This is a genomic window from Pseudoduganella rivuli (genome assembly GCF_009674485.1).
Classification (GTDB): Bacteria; Pseudomonadota; Gammaproteobacteria; order Burkholderiales; family Burkholderiaceae_D; genus Rugamonas; species Rugamonas rivuli_B.
The window spans coordinates 51,267-67,097 of sequence record NZ_WKJJ01000032.1 but is presented as its reverse complement, the minus strand read 5'-3'; the positions used below and the strand labels follow the sequence as shown (position 1 = coordinate 67,097).

16 protein-coding genes are annotated in these 15,831 nt (G+C 61.4%); 7 read left to right on the top strand and 9 right to left on the bottom strand.

Features of this window, described 5'->3' with window-relative positions; all coding sequences use genetic code 11:
• Positions 1 to 182 precede the first annotated feature (182 nt).
• From GJ700_RS32565 to GJ700_RS32525, 9 genes are all read right to left on the bottom strand, one after another.
• A complete protein-coding gene (locus GJ700_RS32565) occupies positions 183 to 962 on the bottom strand; it encodes a PEP-CTERM sorting domain-containing protein (protein WP_154381962.1) in 780 nt (259 codons plus the stop codon).
• A gap of 202 nt (positions 963 to 1,164) precedes the next feature.
• Positions 1,165 to 2,790, bottom strand: coding sequence for an FAD-binding oxidoreductase (locus GJ700_RS32560; protein ID WP_154381959.1), 1,626 nt, complete (start codon positions 2,788 to 2,790; stop codon positions 1,165 to 1,167).
• 6 nt (positions 2,791 to 2,796) lie between these two features.
• On the bottom strand, positions 2,797 to 3,654 hold the full coding sequence (locus GJ700_RS32555) for a lytic transglycosylase domain-containing protein (RefSeq protein WP_154381957.1): 858 nt from the start codon (positions 3,652 to 3,654) through the stop codon (positions 2,797 to 2,799).
• Between the two features lie 64 nt (positions 3,655 to 3,718).
• On the bottom strand, positions 3,719 to 4,843 hold the full coding sequence (locus tag GJ700_RS32550; RefSeq protein WP_154381955.1) for a nucleotidyltransferase domain-containing protein: 1,125 nt from the start codon (positions 4,841 to 4,843) through the stop codon (positions 3,719 to 3,721).
• Complete coding sequence (locus GJ700_RS32545) at positions 4,840 to 5,766, bottom strand: HprK-related kinase A (RefSeq protein ID WP_154381953.1); 927 nt, start codon at positions 5,764 to 5,766, stop codon at positions 4,840 to 4,842. The genes GJ700_RS32550 and GJ700_RS32545 overlap by 4 nt, the downstream gene beginning before the upstream one ends.
• On the bottom strand, positions 5,760 to 6,029 hold the full coding sequence (locus tag GJ700_RS32540; protein ID WP_154381951.1) for an HPr-rel-A system PqqD family peptide chaperone: 270 nt from the start codon (positions 6,027 to 6,029) through the stop codon (positions 5,760 to 5,762). Before GJ700_RS32540 ends, GJ700_RS32545 begins: the two co-directional genes overlap by 7 nt.
• Positions 6,030 to 6,040: 11 nt before the next feature.
• Positions 6,041 to 6,670 carry a hypothetical protein gene (locus GJ700_RS32535; RefSeq protein WP_154381949.1) on the bottom strand — a complete coding sequence of 210 codons (630 nt, stop codon included), beginning with the start codon at positions 6,668 to 6,670 and terminating at the stop codon, positions 6,041 to 6,043.
• Between the two features lie 203 nt (positions 6,671 to 6,873).
• Positions 6,874 to 7,431 carry an XrtA/PEP-CTERM system exopolysaccharide export protein gene (locus GJ700_RS32530; RefSeq protein WP_229507377.1) on the bottom strand — a complete coding sequence of 186 codons (558 nt, stop codon included), beginning with the start codon at positions 7,429 to 7,431 and terminating at the stop codon, positions 6,874 to 6,876.
• Positions 7,432 to 7,581: 150 nt separating this feature from the next.
• Positions 7,582 to 8,349 carry a S1 family peptidase gene (locus tag GJ700_RS32525; RefSeq protein ID WP_195764081.1) on the bottom strand — a complete coding sequence of 256 codons (768 nt, stop codon included), beginning with the start codon at positions 8,347 to 8,349 and terminating at the stop codon, positions 7,582 to 7,584.
• Between the two features lie 74 nt (positions 8,350 to 8,423).
• On the opposite strand from GJ700_RS32525, the gene GJ700_RS32520 reads away from it, so the two are divergent.
• Genes GJ700_RS32520 through GJ700_RS32490 form a run of 7 tightly spaced genes read left to right on the top strand, consistent with a single transcriptional unit; the run spans position 8,424 to position 15,830 of the window.
• Positions 8,424 to 8,585: a hypothetical protein gene (locus GJ700_RS32520; protein ID WP_154381947.1), complete on the top strand. Its 162-nt coding sequence runs from the start codon at positions 8,424 to 8,426 to the stop codon at positions 8,583 to 8,585.
• A 53-nt stretch (positions 8,586 to 8,638) separates the two neighbouring features.
• Complete coding sequence (locus GJ700_RS32515; RefSeq protein WP_154381945.1) at positions 8,639 to 10,171, top strand: XrtA system polysaccharide chain length determinant; 1,533 nt, start codon at positions 8,639 to 8,641, stop codon at positions 10,169 to 10,171.
• A gap of 19 nt (positions 10,172 to 10,190) precedes the next feature.
• Complete coding sequence (locus GJ700_RS32510) at positions 10,191 to 11,234, top strand: XrtA-associated tyrosine autokinase (protein ID WP_195764080.1); 1,044 nt, start codon at positions 10,191 to 10,193, stop codon at positions 11,232 to 11,234.
• Complete coding sequence (locus GJ700_RS32505) at positions 11,215 to 12,771, top strand: TIGR03016 family PEP-CTERM system-associated outer membrane protein (protein WP_154381943.1); 1,557 nt, start codon at positions 11,215 to 11,217, stop codon at positions 12,769 to 12,771. The genes GJ700_RS32510 and GJ700_RS32505 overlap by 20 nt, the downstream gene beginning before the upstream one ends.
• A gap of 13 nt (positions 12,772 to 12,784) precedes the next feature.
• On the top strand, positions 12,785 to 13,801 hold the full coding sequence (locus GJ700_RS32500; RefSeq protein ID WP_154381941.1) for an XrtA/PEP-CTERM system-associated ATPase: 1,017 nt from the start codon (positions 12,785 to 12,787) through the stop codon (positions 13,799 to 13,801).
• On the top strand, positions 13,798 to 14,952 hold the full coding sequence (wecB, locus tag GJ700_RS32495) for a non-hydrolyzing UDP-N-acetylglucosamine 2-epimerase (RefSeq protein WP_154381939.1): 1,155 nt from the start codon (positions 13,798 to 13,800) through the stop codon (positions 14,950 to 14,952). The genes GJ700_RS32500 and wecB overlap by 4 nt, the downstream gene beginning before the upstream one ends.
• Positions 14,949 to 15,830: an XrtA system polysaccharide deacetylase gene (locus GJ700_RS32490; protein WP_154381937.1), complete on the top strand. Its 882-nt coding sequence runs from the start codon at positions 14,949 to 14,951 to the stop codon at positions 15,828 to 15,830. The genes wecB and GJ700_RS32490 overlap by 4 nt, the downstream gene beginning before the upstream one ends.
• Position 15,831: the final 1 nt, after the last annotated feature.

Here is a 15,831-nt window from a genome sequence, read left to right as displayed (position 1 = left end):
TGCGATGGCTTTGAAGCCCATGTCGCCAGCCAAGTATTGCTGGACCACATCCAGTTTGAATTGCTCTGAGTACTTCGCCAATGAAAAACCCCAAAAGTTGATGTCCAACTTTTGGGGTTCAGTTCAGCTAGGCGGGTTTTTTTATGCTGCACGCAGAGGGGTTGCCCCCTCAGCCATACGGCTTAAGCCTTGCGGCGGCGTGCAACTGCGGCGCCCAGCAGGCCCAGACCCAGCAGTGCCAGCGAACCTGGCTCAGGGATGGTGTTGGACTTGAAGTTGCCGTTACCGTTGGCGTTGTTCGGGTTGTTGTCCGGACGCAGGTCGGTGAAGCTGGAGAAGAACGACATGTCGGAACCATCAGCACGGGTATTGGTGTTGAAGTTGCCATATGCCAGGCCGCCAATGGCGTCCAGCAGACCGGTACCGGTCAAGCCTGCGATCTGGTCGTCAGCCGTGGTGGCGGTGCCTTGGTCGTCCACGGTCACGTCACCCTTCAGGGTACGGCCGTTCAGGGTGTGACCAGCCAGTTGCAGCCACAGGGCGCCACCGTTCAGGCCGGTGTTCGCAGTGGTCATGCTGTCCACGTTACCGGTGATGATGCCTGCTGGCGCGTGTACGTACACGTTGACGATACCGCCGGTGTACAGAATCGAGGTCGTGCTCAGCGATGGCAGAACAACGCCGCCGATTGGCATGAAGCCGCTGAACTGGAAGGTCAGTTCGCAACCTGGGCAGAAGATGTTCGTGCTGTTGTTGTTGATCGCATCGATCAAGCCGTAGCCGCTGACTTCGCCGGTCGTGTTGTTGATGTCTTGGTGGATCATGCCAGCCAGAGCGAAGAAATCGATTGCTGCGTCTGGATTCCAGATCACGCCGCCAACATTGATGTTCGATGCCATTGCTGGCGCGGCGACCGAAGCTGCCAGTACGGCACTTGCCATCAATTTTTTAATCAGTTTCATGGAATACTCCTTGTTAGTGTTCGCCGCTTACGTGGCTGGTTGAATTCTTTACGATGTACACTAAAGCATGTACCGTGCCAGGTCGCAGAATTAACCGCTAAGTCTTTGATTTTTATCACAACAGCGGACTGAACCACATTTATCGGGAATGTTTACTAAACAACACTGTAAAATTTCCCGACAGTAGTCAAAGAGATATTACTTATTGATAACGTCCGGGCGCCACCAGATTGCCTGGATCCAGCGCGTTTTTCAGCCGCGCATGGAAGGCCAGCGAGTGGGTTTGGTTGACCTTGATCGCTTGCATGGTGTCGACGCCGACCCGGTATGGGAACACGCCGATTTTGCGCCCCTCTTCCAGTAGTTCCTTGTAGCAAGCGCGCGCCCGCGCTACCGCTTCCGGCTGATTGCGGTCGAATAGCAACGGCACAGTGCTGTCGAACAGGCGCTCATTGACGGATGTAAAGGTCAGCAGCGGTTCCATGCCGTGTTTCTTCGCCACCCGCGTCACCAGGTTGACGTAAGCCCGCGCATATTGCGGGCGCATCGGCACCAGCGGCGCATACCACAGCAAGCCGCAACCGTCGCGGCCGGGATCGCGGCCGTCATCCGGCTGCTTGCCGGGATTGCGCCAGTACGCCAGCGGCAACGCTGTTTCATTGGGACGGCCCGCCACCAGGTCCAGCGACTTGGCCAGGGTGGCGGCCGTGCTGCCCAGCCGTTGCCCGGCCCCGCCTGGCAACAGTCTGGCCAGCTTGGCCAGGGTGCGGGCATTGCCGGGGCTCAAGAACAGCATGCGGGTGCCGACACCGGCCAGCGCCCGTTTGATTTCCTTTTGCGCGGCGGCCACCATGGTGCGCGTCCCATACAGCGTGCAAAAGCCCGTCCACGGCGCGATCTGGTATTGCCGTCCCAGGGTTTCGATCACATCAAGCGGAATCTGGCCGTTGGCGTCCGGCGGCGAATCCGGATAAGGCGCATTCATGGCCAGCACGCGGTGCCGGTTCATCAGGTTGATACCGCCCACCGTGCCCGGCAGCGAACGCAGGATATGGCGCACCCGCTCCACCGCGGTTTCCAGCAACGCATCGTCTTTCAAGTTGAACAGGCACACCTTGACGACTTCGGGACGGCGCGCCAGCACGATACTCATGCGGGTCACCACGCCATAACCGCTTTGCGTGAACAGCGGCGCCGTATGCGGGCCCAGGCCCCATTTGAACAGGCGCGCCAGTTCTTCCGTGCCCGCTTCGCGCAGGGTCGTACGGTACAGGCTGCCGTCGGCCAGCACGGCTTCGATATCCGTCACGGCGCCGAAGTGGTCCGTGTGCGGCGTCACGCCATACCCGCGCTCCAGCGCATTGCTGAGCAGGCTGCAGCTGGGGCCGGCGCCAGTGACGGGCACCATGTACGGATGCTGTTTGCTGTCGAGGAAATCGGCCAGCATGCCCTGCGTAACGCCCGGCTGCAGCGTCACCACGCCCAGTTCCGCGTCAAAACTCCATTCTTTCAACCCGCCCAGGTCCAGGATCACGCTGCCTTCGCCGGTCGGCAGCGCCGTGCCATAGCCCCAGTTGCGGCCGGTACTGATGGGGTGCACGGCAATACCATGCTGACTGGCAACGCGCATGACGGCCGACACGCAATCGTCGTCGCCGTCATTTTTCACGATGCGCACGGCGGCGCGGATGGTGCGCGTACTGCCGCCCGTATCGGAACCATAGGCTTGCTGGGCGGCGTCCTGCGACAACACTTCCGCAACACCGGGAATGGCGCGCCAGGCGGCGCAGGCGAGGTCGAGGGGATTAGGATCGAGTGGCGGGGTCATTTGAGCTCACTTGGCGGCAATCGGCGACGTCACGGGCAGCAAGTCGCGCTGGTAAGGGTGGATGGTTTGGTGATACAAGGTGGAAATCTTTTTCACGTAATCGCGGGTTTCCGGATAAGGCGGTACACCGCCATAGCGGTCAACTGCTTTCTCACCGGCATTATATGCGGCTGTCACTAGAGTAACATTGCCCTTGAAATAAGCCAGCAGCCAGCGCAGGTAAGCCAGGCCGCCGCGCACATTTTGTTCCTCATTGAACACATCCCGCACCTGGAACCGCTGTGCCGTTTCAGGAATCAGCTGCATCAGCCCCTGCGCCTGCCTGGGCGACACGGCGCGGCTGTTAAAGCCGGACTCGACTGAAATAATCGCCAGCACCAGCAGGGGGTCGACATTGAATTCCGGCGCCAGCCGGCCGACCAGCCGCGCCACCTGGGGATTGGGCGTCCACATCGATATCGGGGGCAAGTCGAATTTGGGCTGCGGCGGCAAATCCGGCAACAGGCAGGCCGGCGCCACCGGCGTCGCGCTCAGTTGCGTGGCCATGGTTTGCGCCTGCATGTGGCCCTGGGCGGCGGCCAGTGTAAACAGGTGGCGGGCCGCGCTGTCGTCGCGCGCGCCGCCGCGGCCGTTGGCCAGCATCCAGCCCAGCGCATACTGGGCCGGCGCATAACCCTGGCGCGCGGCACGGCAATACAGCGTGCGGGCCAGCACCGGATCGCGCGGCACGCCTTCGCCGTGCTCGTGGCGCGCCGCCTGCGCGGCCAGCTCTTCAGCGGATGCTTCTTCGGCCGCCCAGCAGACCAGCGGGGTACTAATGCACAGCAACGCCATCAATGAAACTATGCGCAGGTCGCGTTCCATGACTGAGCCCTCCCTGACAGGCATCATTCATTGTAGCAATTCGCTGGACAATTTCCTGGAAAGACTAAGGCCGTTCCAGTTCCGTTTCCGCCGCCGGCGTATCGCCCTTCCCTTCGTTCGGTGACAGAAACGCCTTGTGGAACAGGTGCCTTGCCAGCATCAGCGGCGGCATGCGCAGCCAGTTGCCGCGCAAATAAATCAGGAAGCGCGCCGTGGCGCTCCAGCGGTCGTCGCAACTGCTGTGCATCGGCATCAGTGCGCGGTGGAACAGGCTATCCATCAGCGCCAGCAAGACGGGATTGGGACGGCCCGCCTCCCGCGCGGCGGCCGCTTGCGGCGGCAGCGGCGTGCCCAGCAGGCGTTCCGTATAACGCAGCGCGTAAAACAGCGGGCGCGTCAGTTGCAACAGGTGCGCCCGCGTAGCCAGTCCTTCCCAGAATCCGGGCCGGGTGCTGAAATGGCGCAGCAAGGCATCCAGGTCGACCAGGTCGCGCAAGCCGTGATCGCATTCACCGTCAAAGAACAAGTGGGTGGCGCTGTGCAGCACCATGTCTTCCGGCGCCAGCACGTACACGCCCTCGATGCCGGGGACGGGCACGGCGCCGTCCCGCAATTGCTGCGGGTCCGGATGCACGGGCGCCGTGCGGGGCAGGATCGCATGGTGGACATCGATCGCGGTCTGGCGATGGATGTGCATCATGGGCGGCAATTCATGCATCCACTGGCGGTAATAGCGCTGGTCGTAACTGTCGTGGTGGGTGGTGTGCCAGCCATGCAGCATCAGCGCTTTCTCCACGTCCGACAGCAGTGCTTCGTCGACCAGGATGTCGATATCCGAATACAGGCGGCCCGGCGCCGATGGCAATTGCGCCATCGTGTAGGCCGCGCCTTTCAGCAAGATCAGCGGCCCGCCGGTTTCCCGCAGCGCCGCGTGGATATGCCGTACTTCCCAGCGGGCAGCCTGCGCATGGCGCTCGGCAATGACCCGCACCCATTCCAGCAGCTCGCGCGCCTGCGGCGGAATCACGTCCAGTTCGCCCCGCTGTTCCAGCAGGTAATACAGGCGGGCGTCGAGGTTGGCCTTGGAACACTGGCGCAACAACAAATGCCATTCGGCCGCCGTCAACCCGGCCAGGCAGGATGGCTCGCGGAATGCACGGATGGCCAGCGGCAGGGACAATGGCGTCATGGCTGCGCCGCCAGCTGGTCAAACACGGCCATCGCGTCGTCCAGCGCGCTGTAGGTGTAGCGGTAACTGCGCACATTGCCGACCACGTCGGCCAGCATGTCGAAGCCGCGGGCGCCCAGCAGGCTGTAATTGAACGCATTCTTCGCCATGTCCATGTGGGTGGGCGCCTGTTGCAGCGCTTCCAGCGTGGATGGTGCGCCGGCCTGGTAGCGGGGAAAGACGATCCACGCCGGGGGCACGCATACGCTGCCGCGCGCCACGGCATCGCCCGGAGCGCGCAAATGCGCCACCCAGCCTTTCAGCGTCGTATCCACCGGCGTGGTGAACACGGCCTGGTCGGTATCACGGCTCAGGTAGCTGCGCATGACATCGATCGAGGCGTTTTTCAGGCTGACCGGCCGTGGCACCGGCACGATCCAGCCATCTTCCGGCCGGATCAAGGTCAGTTCATCGGACAGCAGGCGCCAGCCCCGGTAGGCCAGCGCCGCGCACAGTGTGCTTTTGCCCGAGCCTGGCGGCGCCGGCAAAATCACGGCGCGCCCGCCCCGCTCCAGTACGGCGGCATGGATCATCAGGTAACGGTGGGCGCGGTTGGCCACGCACCAGTTCAAGCCCCATTCCAGCATGGGAAAGGCGTGCGCCAGCGGCAACGGCTGGAACAGCGCTTCGCCGTCGAACAGCATGTGGACTTGCGGCCGGTACCAGCGCCGCAGCGAGGCCGGGCGGTACAACTTCAAGTGAAAGTGGGCAAATGCGTCGGCGGGATGCAGCGGATAATCGCGGTACATCAGCGCGATGCCGTCGGCGACGACGGGAATCGCGGAATGCAGGTGGACCAGGAAGGCGCCCGTTTGCAGCACGATGCCATCGCGCGCCATGCGCTCACCCAGTTCGGCGCGGGACAGGGAAGCGACCGTCAGCATGCAGGGAGGGATTCGACCAGCGCCTGGCCTTGCAGTTCGCCAAGCAGGCAGTCCAGTTGTGCGAGATTGTCCGGCGTGGCGTCCAGTTGCAGCGCAGTCGCCAGCGCGGCAACGGCGACGGGCGATTGGCGCAACACTTCCAGCACTTCGATAGCGGCGGCATCCGTCAGGTGGGTATCGCCTGACAAATTGTTATATAACACGTACGTTTCGTTATCCCAGGTGCGATAGCGCAAGGCCAGCCCCGGCATCAATTGCCACATGGGCTACCGCCTTACGTCCACATGGTGCCTTCGCCCCAGGTGCCCTTGATGTAGTTGGAGACGTCCGACGAGCTCCAGACTTTGCCGGCCGGCTTGTAACCGCCGGCGCTGTTATAGCCCGTCCAGATTTCCTGTACCTTGGCGGTCGTCAGGTATGGCGACGTATAACCTTTCATGGCGTTCAGGTAGGCCGCAATCAGGTGGCGGGCCACATCCTGGATATCGCCGCCGCCCCAGCCAATCACCGTGATCAGTTTCTGGTTATAAAACTGCGAAGTCCTGCCGACCGGGAAGATTTTCTGGAAATAGCATTCCGTCATGCTCTTGGTTGTTGCCCACGGCTGTTTCGGCCACTCCGTCGGGTGCTCTTTCCAGTATCCCGGCGACACCGCGTTGCAATAACCGACTTTCGGTCCGTGGCTGCGATTGATGGCGAACGAACCGGCTGCCGACGGCGTGGCGAAAACACATCCGGACGAATTGGCTGCCATGCCCGGCTGGCTCTTGAGCGTCAGCACGGCGCCTGCGGCCAGCGCACCTGCCTTGGTGAAGCGGCGCCGCGCCGCGCCAGTAAACACCGGCGTCGCAACCGGCGCTTGCGGGGCGTTCTTGTCCCCTTCTGGGTGCTCTTGGTTAACCACGATATCTGTCCTCGATCGATGGACCGCCGAAACGGCCCGAATTCAGTTGCCTTTTGTTAAGCAATTTCCATTCCACAAAAGCTCTGCAGCACACTGCACTGATAAAAATCAAAGGCTTAGCAAAAAAATTACAGCTGAGCCACTTACTTTTTTCAGTCTAGCGCAAAACCTGTAAAAATTCTCGACAAGTTAACAGTTAGTGATTAGAAGAAACTTTCTGGAATCACCAGTACGTCGCCCGGACGCATCGGTACATTGGCGGAAATATCGCCATCCTTGATCAAGTCATTCAGGCGTACATTGAATTTCTGTTGCTTGCCGTCGACAGTACGGATCACGCTGGCCCGGTTGCCTGCCGCAAATTCCGTCACGCCGCCCACTGCGATCAGCACATCCATCAGCGACATGTCGACACGGTATGGCAGCGCTTGCGGCTTGGCGGCCTGGCCGATCACGCGGATCTGTTCATTATAGGTGCCGACAAAGCTGGTGACCACCACGGTAACTACTGGTTGCTGAATAAATTTGGACAGGGCTTTTTCAATGTCGCGCGCCAGTTCCGTCGACGTCTTGCCGCTGGCCTGCAAATCTTCCACCAGCGGTGTGGTGATCTTGCCATCCGGGCGCACCGGCACGGATTGCGACACTTCCGGGTTACGCCACACCACGATATTGACGGTATCGCCGGCGCCAATCAGGTAATCGCCGGCAGGCGCCGGGTCCATCGGCAGCGTTGGCTTGGTGGCGCATCCGCCCAGCATCAAACCCATCAGCGCAACCGCGCCGCACGCCAGCCATTTAAAAGATTGCAGTTTGGATACTTTCACTCGAGTCCTCTTTACGGGTCTGCGGTGCAGCAAGACGCACCGGTCTGTTACATGTTTGCTACGCCATGCTAGCAGGAATATTTACTATTGGGCAGTTCTTTGCAGCAGCGCCTGTACGTAACGGCCGGGAATCGCATAGGAAATTCCGCTGGGGTTGGTGATGGCGGCTTCCTTGAACCCTTTGACAAAGCCCATATTAATCACTGCATATACGATGCCGTCCGCCGGGTCATACACAGGACTGCCGCTATTGCCCGGATAGGCCGTGCCGTCCAGCTGGAAAATGTCAAACGGCCGCGCCAGCTGCGTGATCGCGCGCGCATCGAGCTGGCGGGCGCCGATGGACGGGATAATGATGGGGGTGATGGCCGACAGCATGGCGCGGTGGGTCACGTGGTGCAAGCCCAAGACCATTCCCAATGGAAATCCTGTCATCGCCAGGTCACGCCCTTCACGTAACGTGGCGGAGTCGCCCAGCTTCAGCGCCGGCAGCGGCGGGCCGCCGGCCAGCCGCAGATGCGCGAGATCGTGGTCGGGATCGACCGCCACCAGCGTTGCCGGACGGAAAGCGATGGCGTTGCCCTCGCCGGCGATCACGATGCCCAGACTTTCTTTCTGGTCCGCCTTGATCGCGTTACTGACCACGTGGGCATTGGTAATGATGCTGTAGCCGTCGCCCGTGACCCAGCCGGTGCCGAAGAAAATCACGGCGGGACTGCGCGTCGGCAACGACGTGCCGATACCGACCACCGAGGGTTTGACTGCCGCGACCGTCGCGACGAGGTCGGCCGCCCGTGCGGGCAACAACATGCCGGATAAGGCCAGGCACAGGCAAAACAGGCGGATCAGCATGGCAACACGATGGTAGTTGGGGCGTCGCCACGATATCAGATTTTCCTGCAGGCACGATAGGAGAATGCCCACACATGGCGGGCAGTTCCTGTCACAATCATAGTCTGGGCAAAATTGCTCTATCAGAAATGATTGTGTCCAAAAACAATGGTATTTATATTACCGTCGGCCCTGCCGGGCATGCAGATTTAGTAGCAACAAGCAATCATTTCTCCTGTATCATAGAGCAGATTTGATGTATTTTAGGCAAGTACAGGCTTGCCACCGCACCTTAGGTGAGATAGACCAAATGGCAGAATTACAGGCCCTTATACTGACCTTCCTCAAGGCTATAGGTAAATACCGCTGGTATGCAGTTGGTATTACCTGGGCCGTGTCCGTCATTGGATGGACGGTCGTCTATCGCCTGCCGGATGCGTACCAGGCATCGGCGCGCGTCTACGTGGATACGCAAAGTATCCTGAAACCGCTGCTGGCCACGATGACCACCGTGCCCAACGTGGAACAGCAAGTGCAATTCATGCGCCGTACGCTGATCAGCCGCCCGAACGTCGAGCGGGTGATGCGCATGGTGGACCTGGACATCAAGAACAAGAGCGTGCAGGACCACGAACAAATGGTCGAAGAGCTGACTTCGGCGATCAAGGTCACCGGCACCGAGCGCGACGACATCTATACCATTTCCTACAGCAACCCCAATCCCAAGCTGGGCAAGGAAATCGTGCAATCGCTGCTGACGATCTTCGTCGAAGGTTCGTTTGGCGGCAAAAAGCAGGAATCCGACAAGGCGGTGCAATTCATCGACGAGCAAATCAAGACGTATGAAGACAAGCTGGCCGCCGGTGAAAACGCACTGAAAGAATTCAAGCTCCAGCACATGGGCGTCCTGCCTCGCCAGGGCAGCGATTACAGCTCCATCATCACCGAACTGACGGACAAGCTGAACCAGGCCAAACTGGAACTGGCCGAAGCGGAGCAGGCCCGCAATGCGCTGAAACGGCAGATTACCGGCGAAGAGCCGGCGCCGGTCTCGGCGGCAACCGCAGCGGAAGAATCCATCAATCCTGAACTCGACAGCCGTATCCAGGCACTGGAAAAGAACCTGGACCAGTTGCGCATGCAATATACGGAAGAACATCCGGACATCGTGTCGAGCAAGCGCCTGCTGCAGCAATTGCAGGCACGCAAAAAGGAAGAAGCGAAGAAACGGGTGCGCTCCAACGACCCCGGCGCCAACTACAGCCCGATGATGCAGCAAATGAATGTGGCGCTGTCGGTGGAAGAAGCCCGCGTGGCGTCACTGCGCGCGCGCGTCAATGAATATGCATCGCGCCTGGGCACGGCCCGCGCGCAAAGCAATGCGGCGCCGGAAGTGGAAGCGCAACTGGCCCAGCTGAACCGCGATTACGCGGTGAACAAGGAAAACTATACGAAACTGGTGGAACGCCGCGAAGCGGCCCGCCTGTCCGGCGACCTGACGTCCGCCACCGACATGATGAGCTTCCGCGTGATCGATCCGCCGACGGCGCCGACCGTGCCAACCGGTCCGCACCGTCCGCGCCTGATGTCGATGGTGTTTGGCGGCGCGCTGGTGGCCGGTCTCGGCGTGGCGCTGCTGATGAGCCAGGTACGCCCGACCTTCGTCACGCAAAATGCGCTGCGCAGCGCAACCGGCTTGCCGATCCTGGGCAGCATCAGCATGAACTGGACCGATGAACAAAAAGTTCGCCGCCGGCGCCGCCTGTATGCCTTCTCCGCTGCCGTGGCGCTGTTATTTACAGCGTATGGCGGCGTGATGGCCGCGTTGCTGATGAAGAACTAGTCGATACACGGGGAAAGACATGAGCATTATTGAACGGGCGGCCAGCCGCCTGGAAAACAAGCAGCCCACCGCTGCCCCCGCTGTGCCGGCGCAAGACACCGCACCCGCAGCGGACGCGGCCACCGCACACGCTGACACTGCCCACGCAGACACCGCGGCGCCAGCACCAGCGGCCGTTGCAGCACCTGCCGCGGCGCCGGTCGCCGCGCCTGCCGCCGCACCGGCAACAGCACCGGCTGTCGAAGCGGCGGCGGCCGTGGCGGCCGAACCGGCGCAGGCCGGCGCAACCGCCAATGCGGAGGCTGAAGCAGCCGACGTCACGACCACCACGCGCCGCAATCCCAAGCGCGTGGAACTGGATTTGAAACGCATGCAGGAAATCGGCCTGGTGACCGCCGCCGGCGGCCGCACCATGCTGGTCGAAGACTTCCGTATCATCAAGCGCCCGCTGATCAAGCGCGCCTTTGCGCCCCGTGGCCCGGATGAAAATCCGGGCAACCTGATCATGGTGACCAGTTCGCTGCCGGGTGAAGGCAAGACTTTCTGCTCGATTAACCTGGCCATGTCGATTGCCATGGAACTGGACCACACCGTGCTGCTGGTCGATGCCGACGTGGCCCGCCCTTCCGTGCTGCGCACCTTGGGCTTGCCGGCCCAGCGCGGCTTGATGGATTTGCTGCTGGAAGAAAAAGTCGACATGGCTGACGTCATGTTGCGCACCAACGTCGATACGCTGACGATCTTGCCAGCGGGTACCAATTCGCCGCGCGCCACGGAATTGCTGGCCAGCCAGACCATGACGAACTTCGTCCATGAAATCGCCAACCGCTATCCCGACCGTATCGTGATTTTCGATTCGCCGCCATTGCTGCTGACCAGTGAAGCGCACGTGCTGGCCGGCCACATGGGCCAGATCGTCGTGGTGGTGGAAGCGGAACGCACCACCCAGCACGCCGTGAAAGAATCGCTGCGCCAGCTGGAAGGCTTGCAGAACGTTAACCTTATCTACAACAAGACCCGCGAGTTCCCCGGCACCGAGACGTATGACTATCACTATGGCTAAACTGCACCGCCGGCCAGCCGCCGCGGCGGTGTCCCTGGCGCTGCTGTCGCTGGCGCCGGCCTGCCGGGCAGACTGGAAATTCACACCGACGGTCGAACTGCGCGAAACCTATACGGACAACGTGGCGCTGCGCGCCAATGCACAGGCAAACTGGGTCACGGAACTGGCGCCATCCTTCAGGCTCGACCACACCGGTCCCGGCTTGCAGATGAGTGCGACCTACTCGCGCCGTTTTTATGAATATGCGGACAAGGATGTCGGCGGCACGTATGGCGCCACGCAAGACTTGAACGCCAACGGCAAGGCCAGGATCATCAATGAATTGCTGTTCGTTGACGCCAGCGCCAGCATCGGCCAGCGCGATACGTCCATCTTCGGCGCCGTCCAGCAAAACACTGGCAACACGTTCGCGACGGCCAACTCGGCGGAAGTCAAAACCGCCCGCATCAGCCCGTATCTGAAACAGCGCTTCGCGTCCTACGCCGATGCGGAATTGCGCTACGCGTATGACCGCGTGATGACGTCAACCCGCGGCCTGAATGATTCGACCGGCAATTCCCTGTCACTGAACGTTACCAGCGGCAATGCGTTCCGCCTGCTGGGCTGGGGCTTGCAAGCAAGTAAGAGCAAGCAAAAAGGGGTGGCAACCACGACAGCCGGCGGCGAATCCACCAGCGACAACTATGCGTTGACGTTGCGCTGGGCCGCCACGTCGCAGTTGAACCTGACGGCGCTGGGCGGCTATGACAGCTATGATTACCAGGCGCTGGGCGGCAGCAATGGCGGCAGTGCATGGCAACTGGGCTTCGACTGGCAACCCAGTTCCCGTACGCGCCTGCAAGCGAGCGCCGGCAAGCGCTATTACGGCAATAGTTATTCGCTGCAGGCGCAGCACCGCGCCCGCGTGTCGATCTGGACCCTGAATTACAACGATTCCGTCACCAGTACACGCCAGCAATTCCTGCTGCCATCGGCCATCGATACGTTCAGCATGCTGGACCGCCTGTTCGCGACCACGATTCCCGATGCCGATGCACGGCGCCAGGCAATAGCGGCGTATATCCAGGCAACGGGATTGCCGACGTCGCTGGCCAACAACATCAATTACTTCAGCAACCGGTATTACCTGCAAAAGCAATTCCAGGCGGCCGTCGCGCTCAACGGCGCGCACACCACGACAGTGCTGACCTTGCAGGATATGCGCCGCAACGGCCTGTCGAGCACGAATGTGGATTCGGGTTTGCTGGGCAATACGTCCAGCATTCTCAATGACAACACCCGCCAGACCGGAGGCAATATCACATGGAACTGGCGCCTGTCGACCCGCACCGGCGTGCTGGCCACGGCGGACTTGACGCGCATCCGTTCCATTTCCGCCAATACCAGCACCAACAACCGTGGCATGCGGATCGGCCTGACGCACCAGATGCAGCCCAAGCTGCACGCGGCGGTCGACGTGCGCCGTGTGTCGGGGGGCCTTGGCGCGGCGAAATACACGGAAAACGCCATAGCGGCGTCCCTTAATAAACAGTTCTAGCGGAGTCTGCAGGATGTATGAAAGTTATTATGGGCTCAGCGACAAACCGTTCCGTCTGCGCCCCGATCCTCATTTCTTCTTCGGAAGCAAAGGCCACAAGCGGGCCATGGCTTACCTCGAGTATGGCTTGTCGCAAGGCGAAGGCTTCATCGTCATCACGGGCGAAGTCGGCGCCGGCAAGACCACGCTGGTGCGCAACATGCTCAGCACGCTGGAAGCGCAGCACATCGTAGCGGCGCACCTGGTCAACACACACCTGAATCCGGAAGACGTGCTGCGCATGGTGGTGTCGGCGTTCGGCCTGCCGGCGGAAGACGCCACCAAGAGTGCGCTGCTGAGCCGCCTGGAAACCTTCCTGCGCACCTGCGATGCGCAAGGCAAGCGCGCGCTGCTGGTGGTCGACGAGGCGCAAAACCTGTCGCCCCGCACGGTGGAAGAGTTGCGCATGCTGTCGAACTTCCAGACCGACGACAAATCGCTGCTGCAAACATTCCTGCTGGGCCAGCCTGAATTCCGCACCACCTTGCACAGCCCGGACATGCAGCAATTACGCCAGCGCGTCATCGCCACCTATCACCTGGGGCCGATGGATGCGGTGGAAACCCAGGCGTATATCGAGCACCGCCTGCACACGGTCGGCTGGAACAATGACCCGTCGTTCACGCCGGCCGCCCATGCCGCGATTTATGAATATTCCGGCGGCATCCCGCGCATGACCAACCACCTGTGCGACCGCCTGATGCTGATGGGCTTCCTCGAGGAATTACATGAATTCACGGACAAGCATGTCGACGACGTGATCCGCGACATACAATCCGAATTCCAGCCCCCGCCTGCCGCCATCGCCGCCGCCCCCGCGTCGCGGCAGGCCGACGAGGCGGAACTGGCCGCCGCCATCGCGAGTTATCCGGATGGCATGGACGAACGCATGATGCGGCTGGAAAAGTCCGTCGTGTCGGTACTGAACATCCTGAAAAAAATCGTGGCCACCCCGGCCAGCAACAATTCTCAGCTGGACAATAACGAATGAATACCGCAGCCCAATCCCCTTTCCGCATCCTGTGCGTCGTCGGCGCCCGTCCGAATTTCATGAAGATGGCGCCCATCATGGCCGCGCTGGCCGAACTGCGTCCGCACGTGGACGTGCAACTGGTGCATACCGGCCAGCACTATGACGTGGCCATGAACCACCAGTATTTCGCCGCGCTCGGCATTCCCGATCCGGACATCAACCTGGAAGTGGGTTCCGGCAGCCATGCGATCCAGACCGCCGACGTCATGAAAAAATTCGAGCCGGCGCTGGACCAGGTGCAGCCGACCGCCGTGCTGGTGGTGGGCGACGTGAATTCCACCATCGCCTGCGCGCTGGTCGCCGCCAAGAAAGGCGTCCCCGTGATCCACGTGGAAGCGGGCTTGCGCAGCTTCGACCGCGCCATGCCTGAAGAAATCAACCGCGTGCTGACGGACCAGATTTCCGACCTGCTGTTCACCACGGAAGAAAGCGGTGAAGCGAACCTGCTGCGCGAAGGCATCGCCAAGGAACGCATCCACTTCGTCGGCAACGTCATGATCGACACGCTGGTGCGCAACCTGCCCCGTGCCATTTCGGCGGAACAGATCGTGGCCGACCACGGCAAACCAGGCTTTGCCAGCGGCGCCGAAGGATATGCCGTGCTGACCCTGCACCGTCCGTCAAACGTGGACGACTTTGCCGTGCTGCGCACCTTGCTGGAAACCGCCAACCGCATCGGCGAACGTACGCCGATCATCTTCCCGCTGCACCCGCGCACCCGCGGCATGATTGAAAAAGCCGGCCTGAATCACCTGGTGGAAAACAGTAATATCCTGCTGCTGCCGCCAATGGGCTACCTGGAAATGCTGGGCCTGATGAAAGGCGCCCGCGTGGTGCTGACGGACTCCGGCGGCATCCAGGAAGAAACCACGGCGCTGGGCACGCCGTGCATCACGCTGCGCAACAATACCGAGCGTCCGATCACCGTCGATGAAGGCACCAACACCATCGCCGGCCAGGATCCGGACAAGATCATGGCCATCTACAATGAAGTCATGGCGGGCGGCGGCAAGGCCGGCCGCGTGCCGTACTTCTGGGATGGCAAGGCTGCCGTGCGCATCGCGGAAAAACTGCAGGCCTGGATGCAGGCCGGCTGCAAGACATCATGAACGCGCCCCTGTCCCCGCAGGAGGGCCAAGCCCTGCACCAGGCGTCGGCAATCCGCAACGCCATGACCATCGACGTGGAAGATTATTTCCAGGTCTCCGCCTTCGCGCCGTACATCACGCGCGAAAGCTGGCCCGACCGCGAATGCCGCGTGGAAGCCAATGTCGACCGCATCCTCGCCATCCTCGACGAGGGCGGCGTCAAAGCCACGTTCTTTACGCTGGGCTGGATCGCCGAGCGCTATCCGGCGCTGGTCAAGCGCATCGTCGCCGGCGGCCATGAACTGGCCAGCCACGGCTATGGCCACTTGCGCGCATCGGACCAGGACCGGGCCCAGTTCACGCAGGACATCAGCTCGGCCAAGGCCATTCTGGAAGACATCGGCGGACAACAGGTGCTGGGTTACCGCGCGCCGAGTTTTTCCATCGGCCACGGCAACCTGTGGGCGCTGGAAGCGCTGCACGAGGCAGGCTACCGCTACAGTTCCAGCATTTACCCGGTGCGGCACGACCATTACGGCATGCCGGACGCGCCCCGCTTTGCATGGCATCCGAACGGCAGTGACGGCTTGCTGGAAGTGCCGATCACGACCGTCCGCCTGGGCCAGCGCAACTTGCCGGCCGGCGGCGGCGGTTATTTCCGCCTGTTCCCGTACGCGTTGTCGCGCTGGCTGATGCAGCAAGTGAACCAGCGTGACGGCCAGCCCGCGATCTTTTATTTCCACCCGTGGGAAATCGATCCCGGCCAGCCTCGCCCGGACGGCATCAACCTGAAAACCCGTTTCCGTCACTACGTCAACATGGAAAAGATGGATGGCCGCATCCGCGCCCTCACGCGTGATTTCGCGTGGGACCGGATGGACCGCATCTTCCTGAAATAAC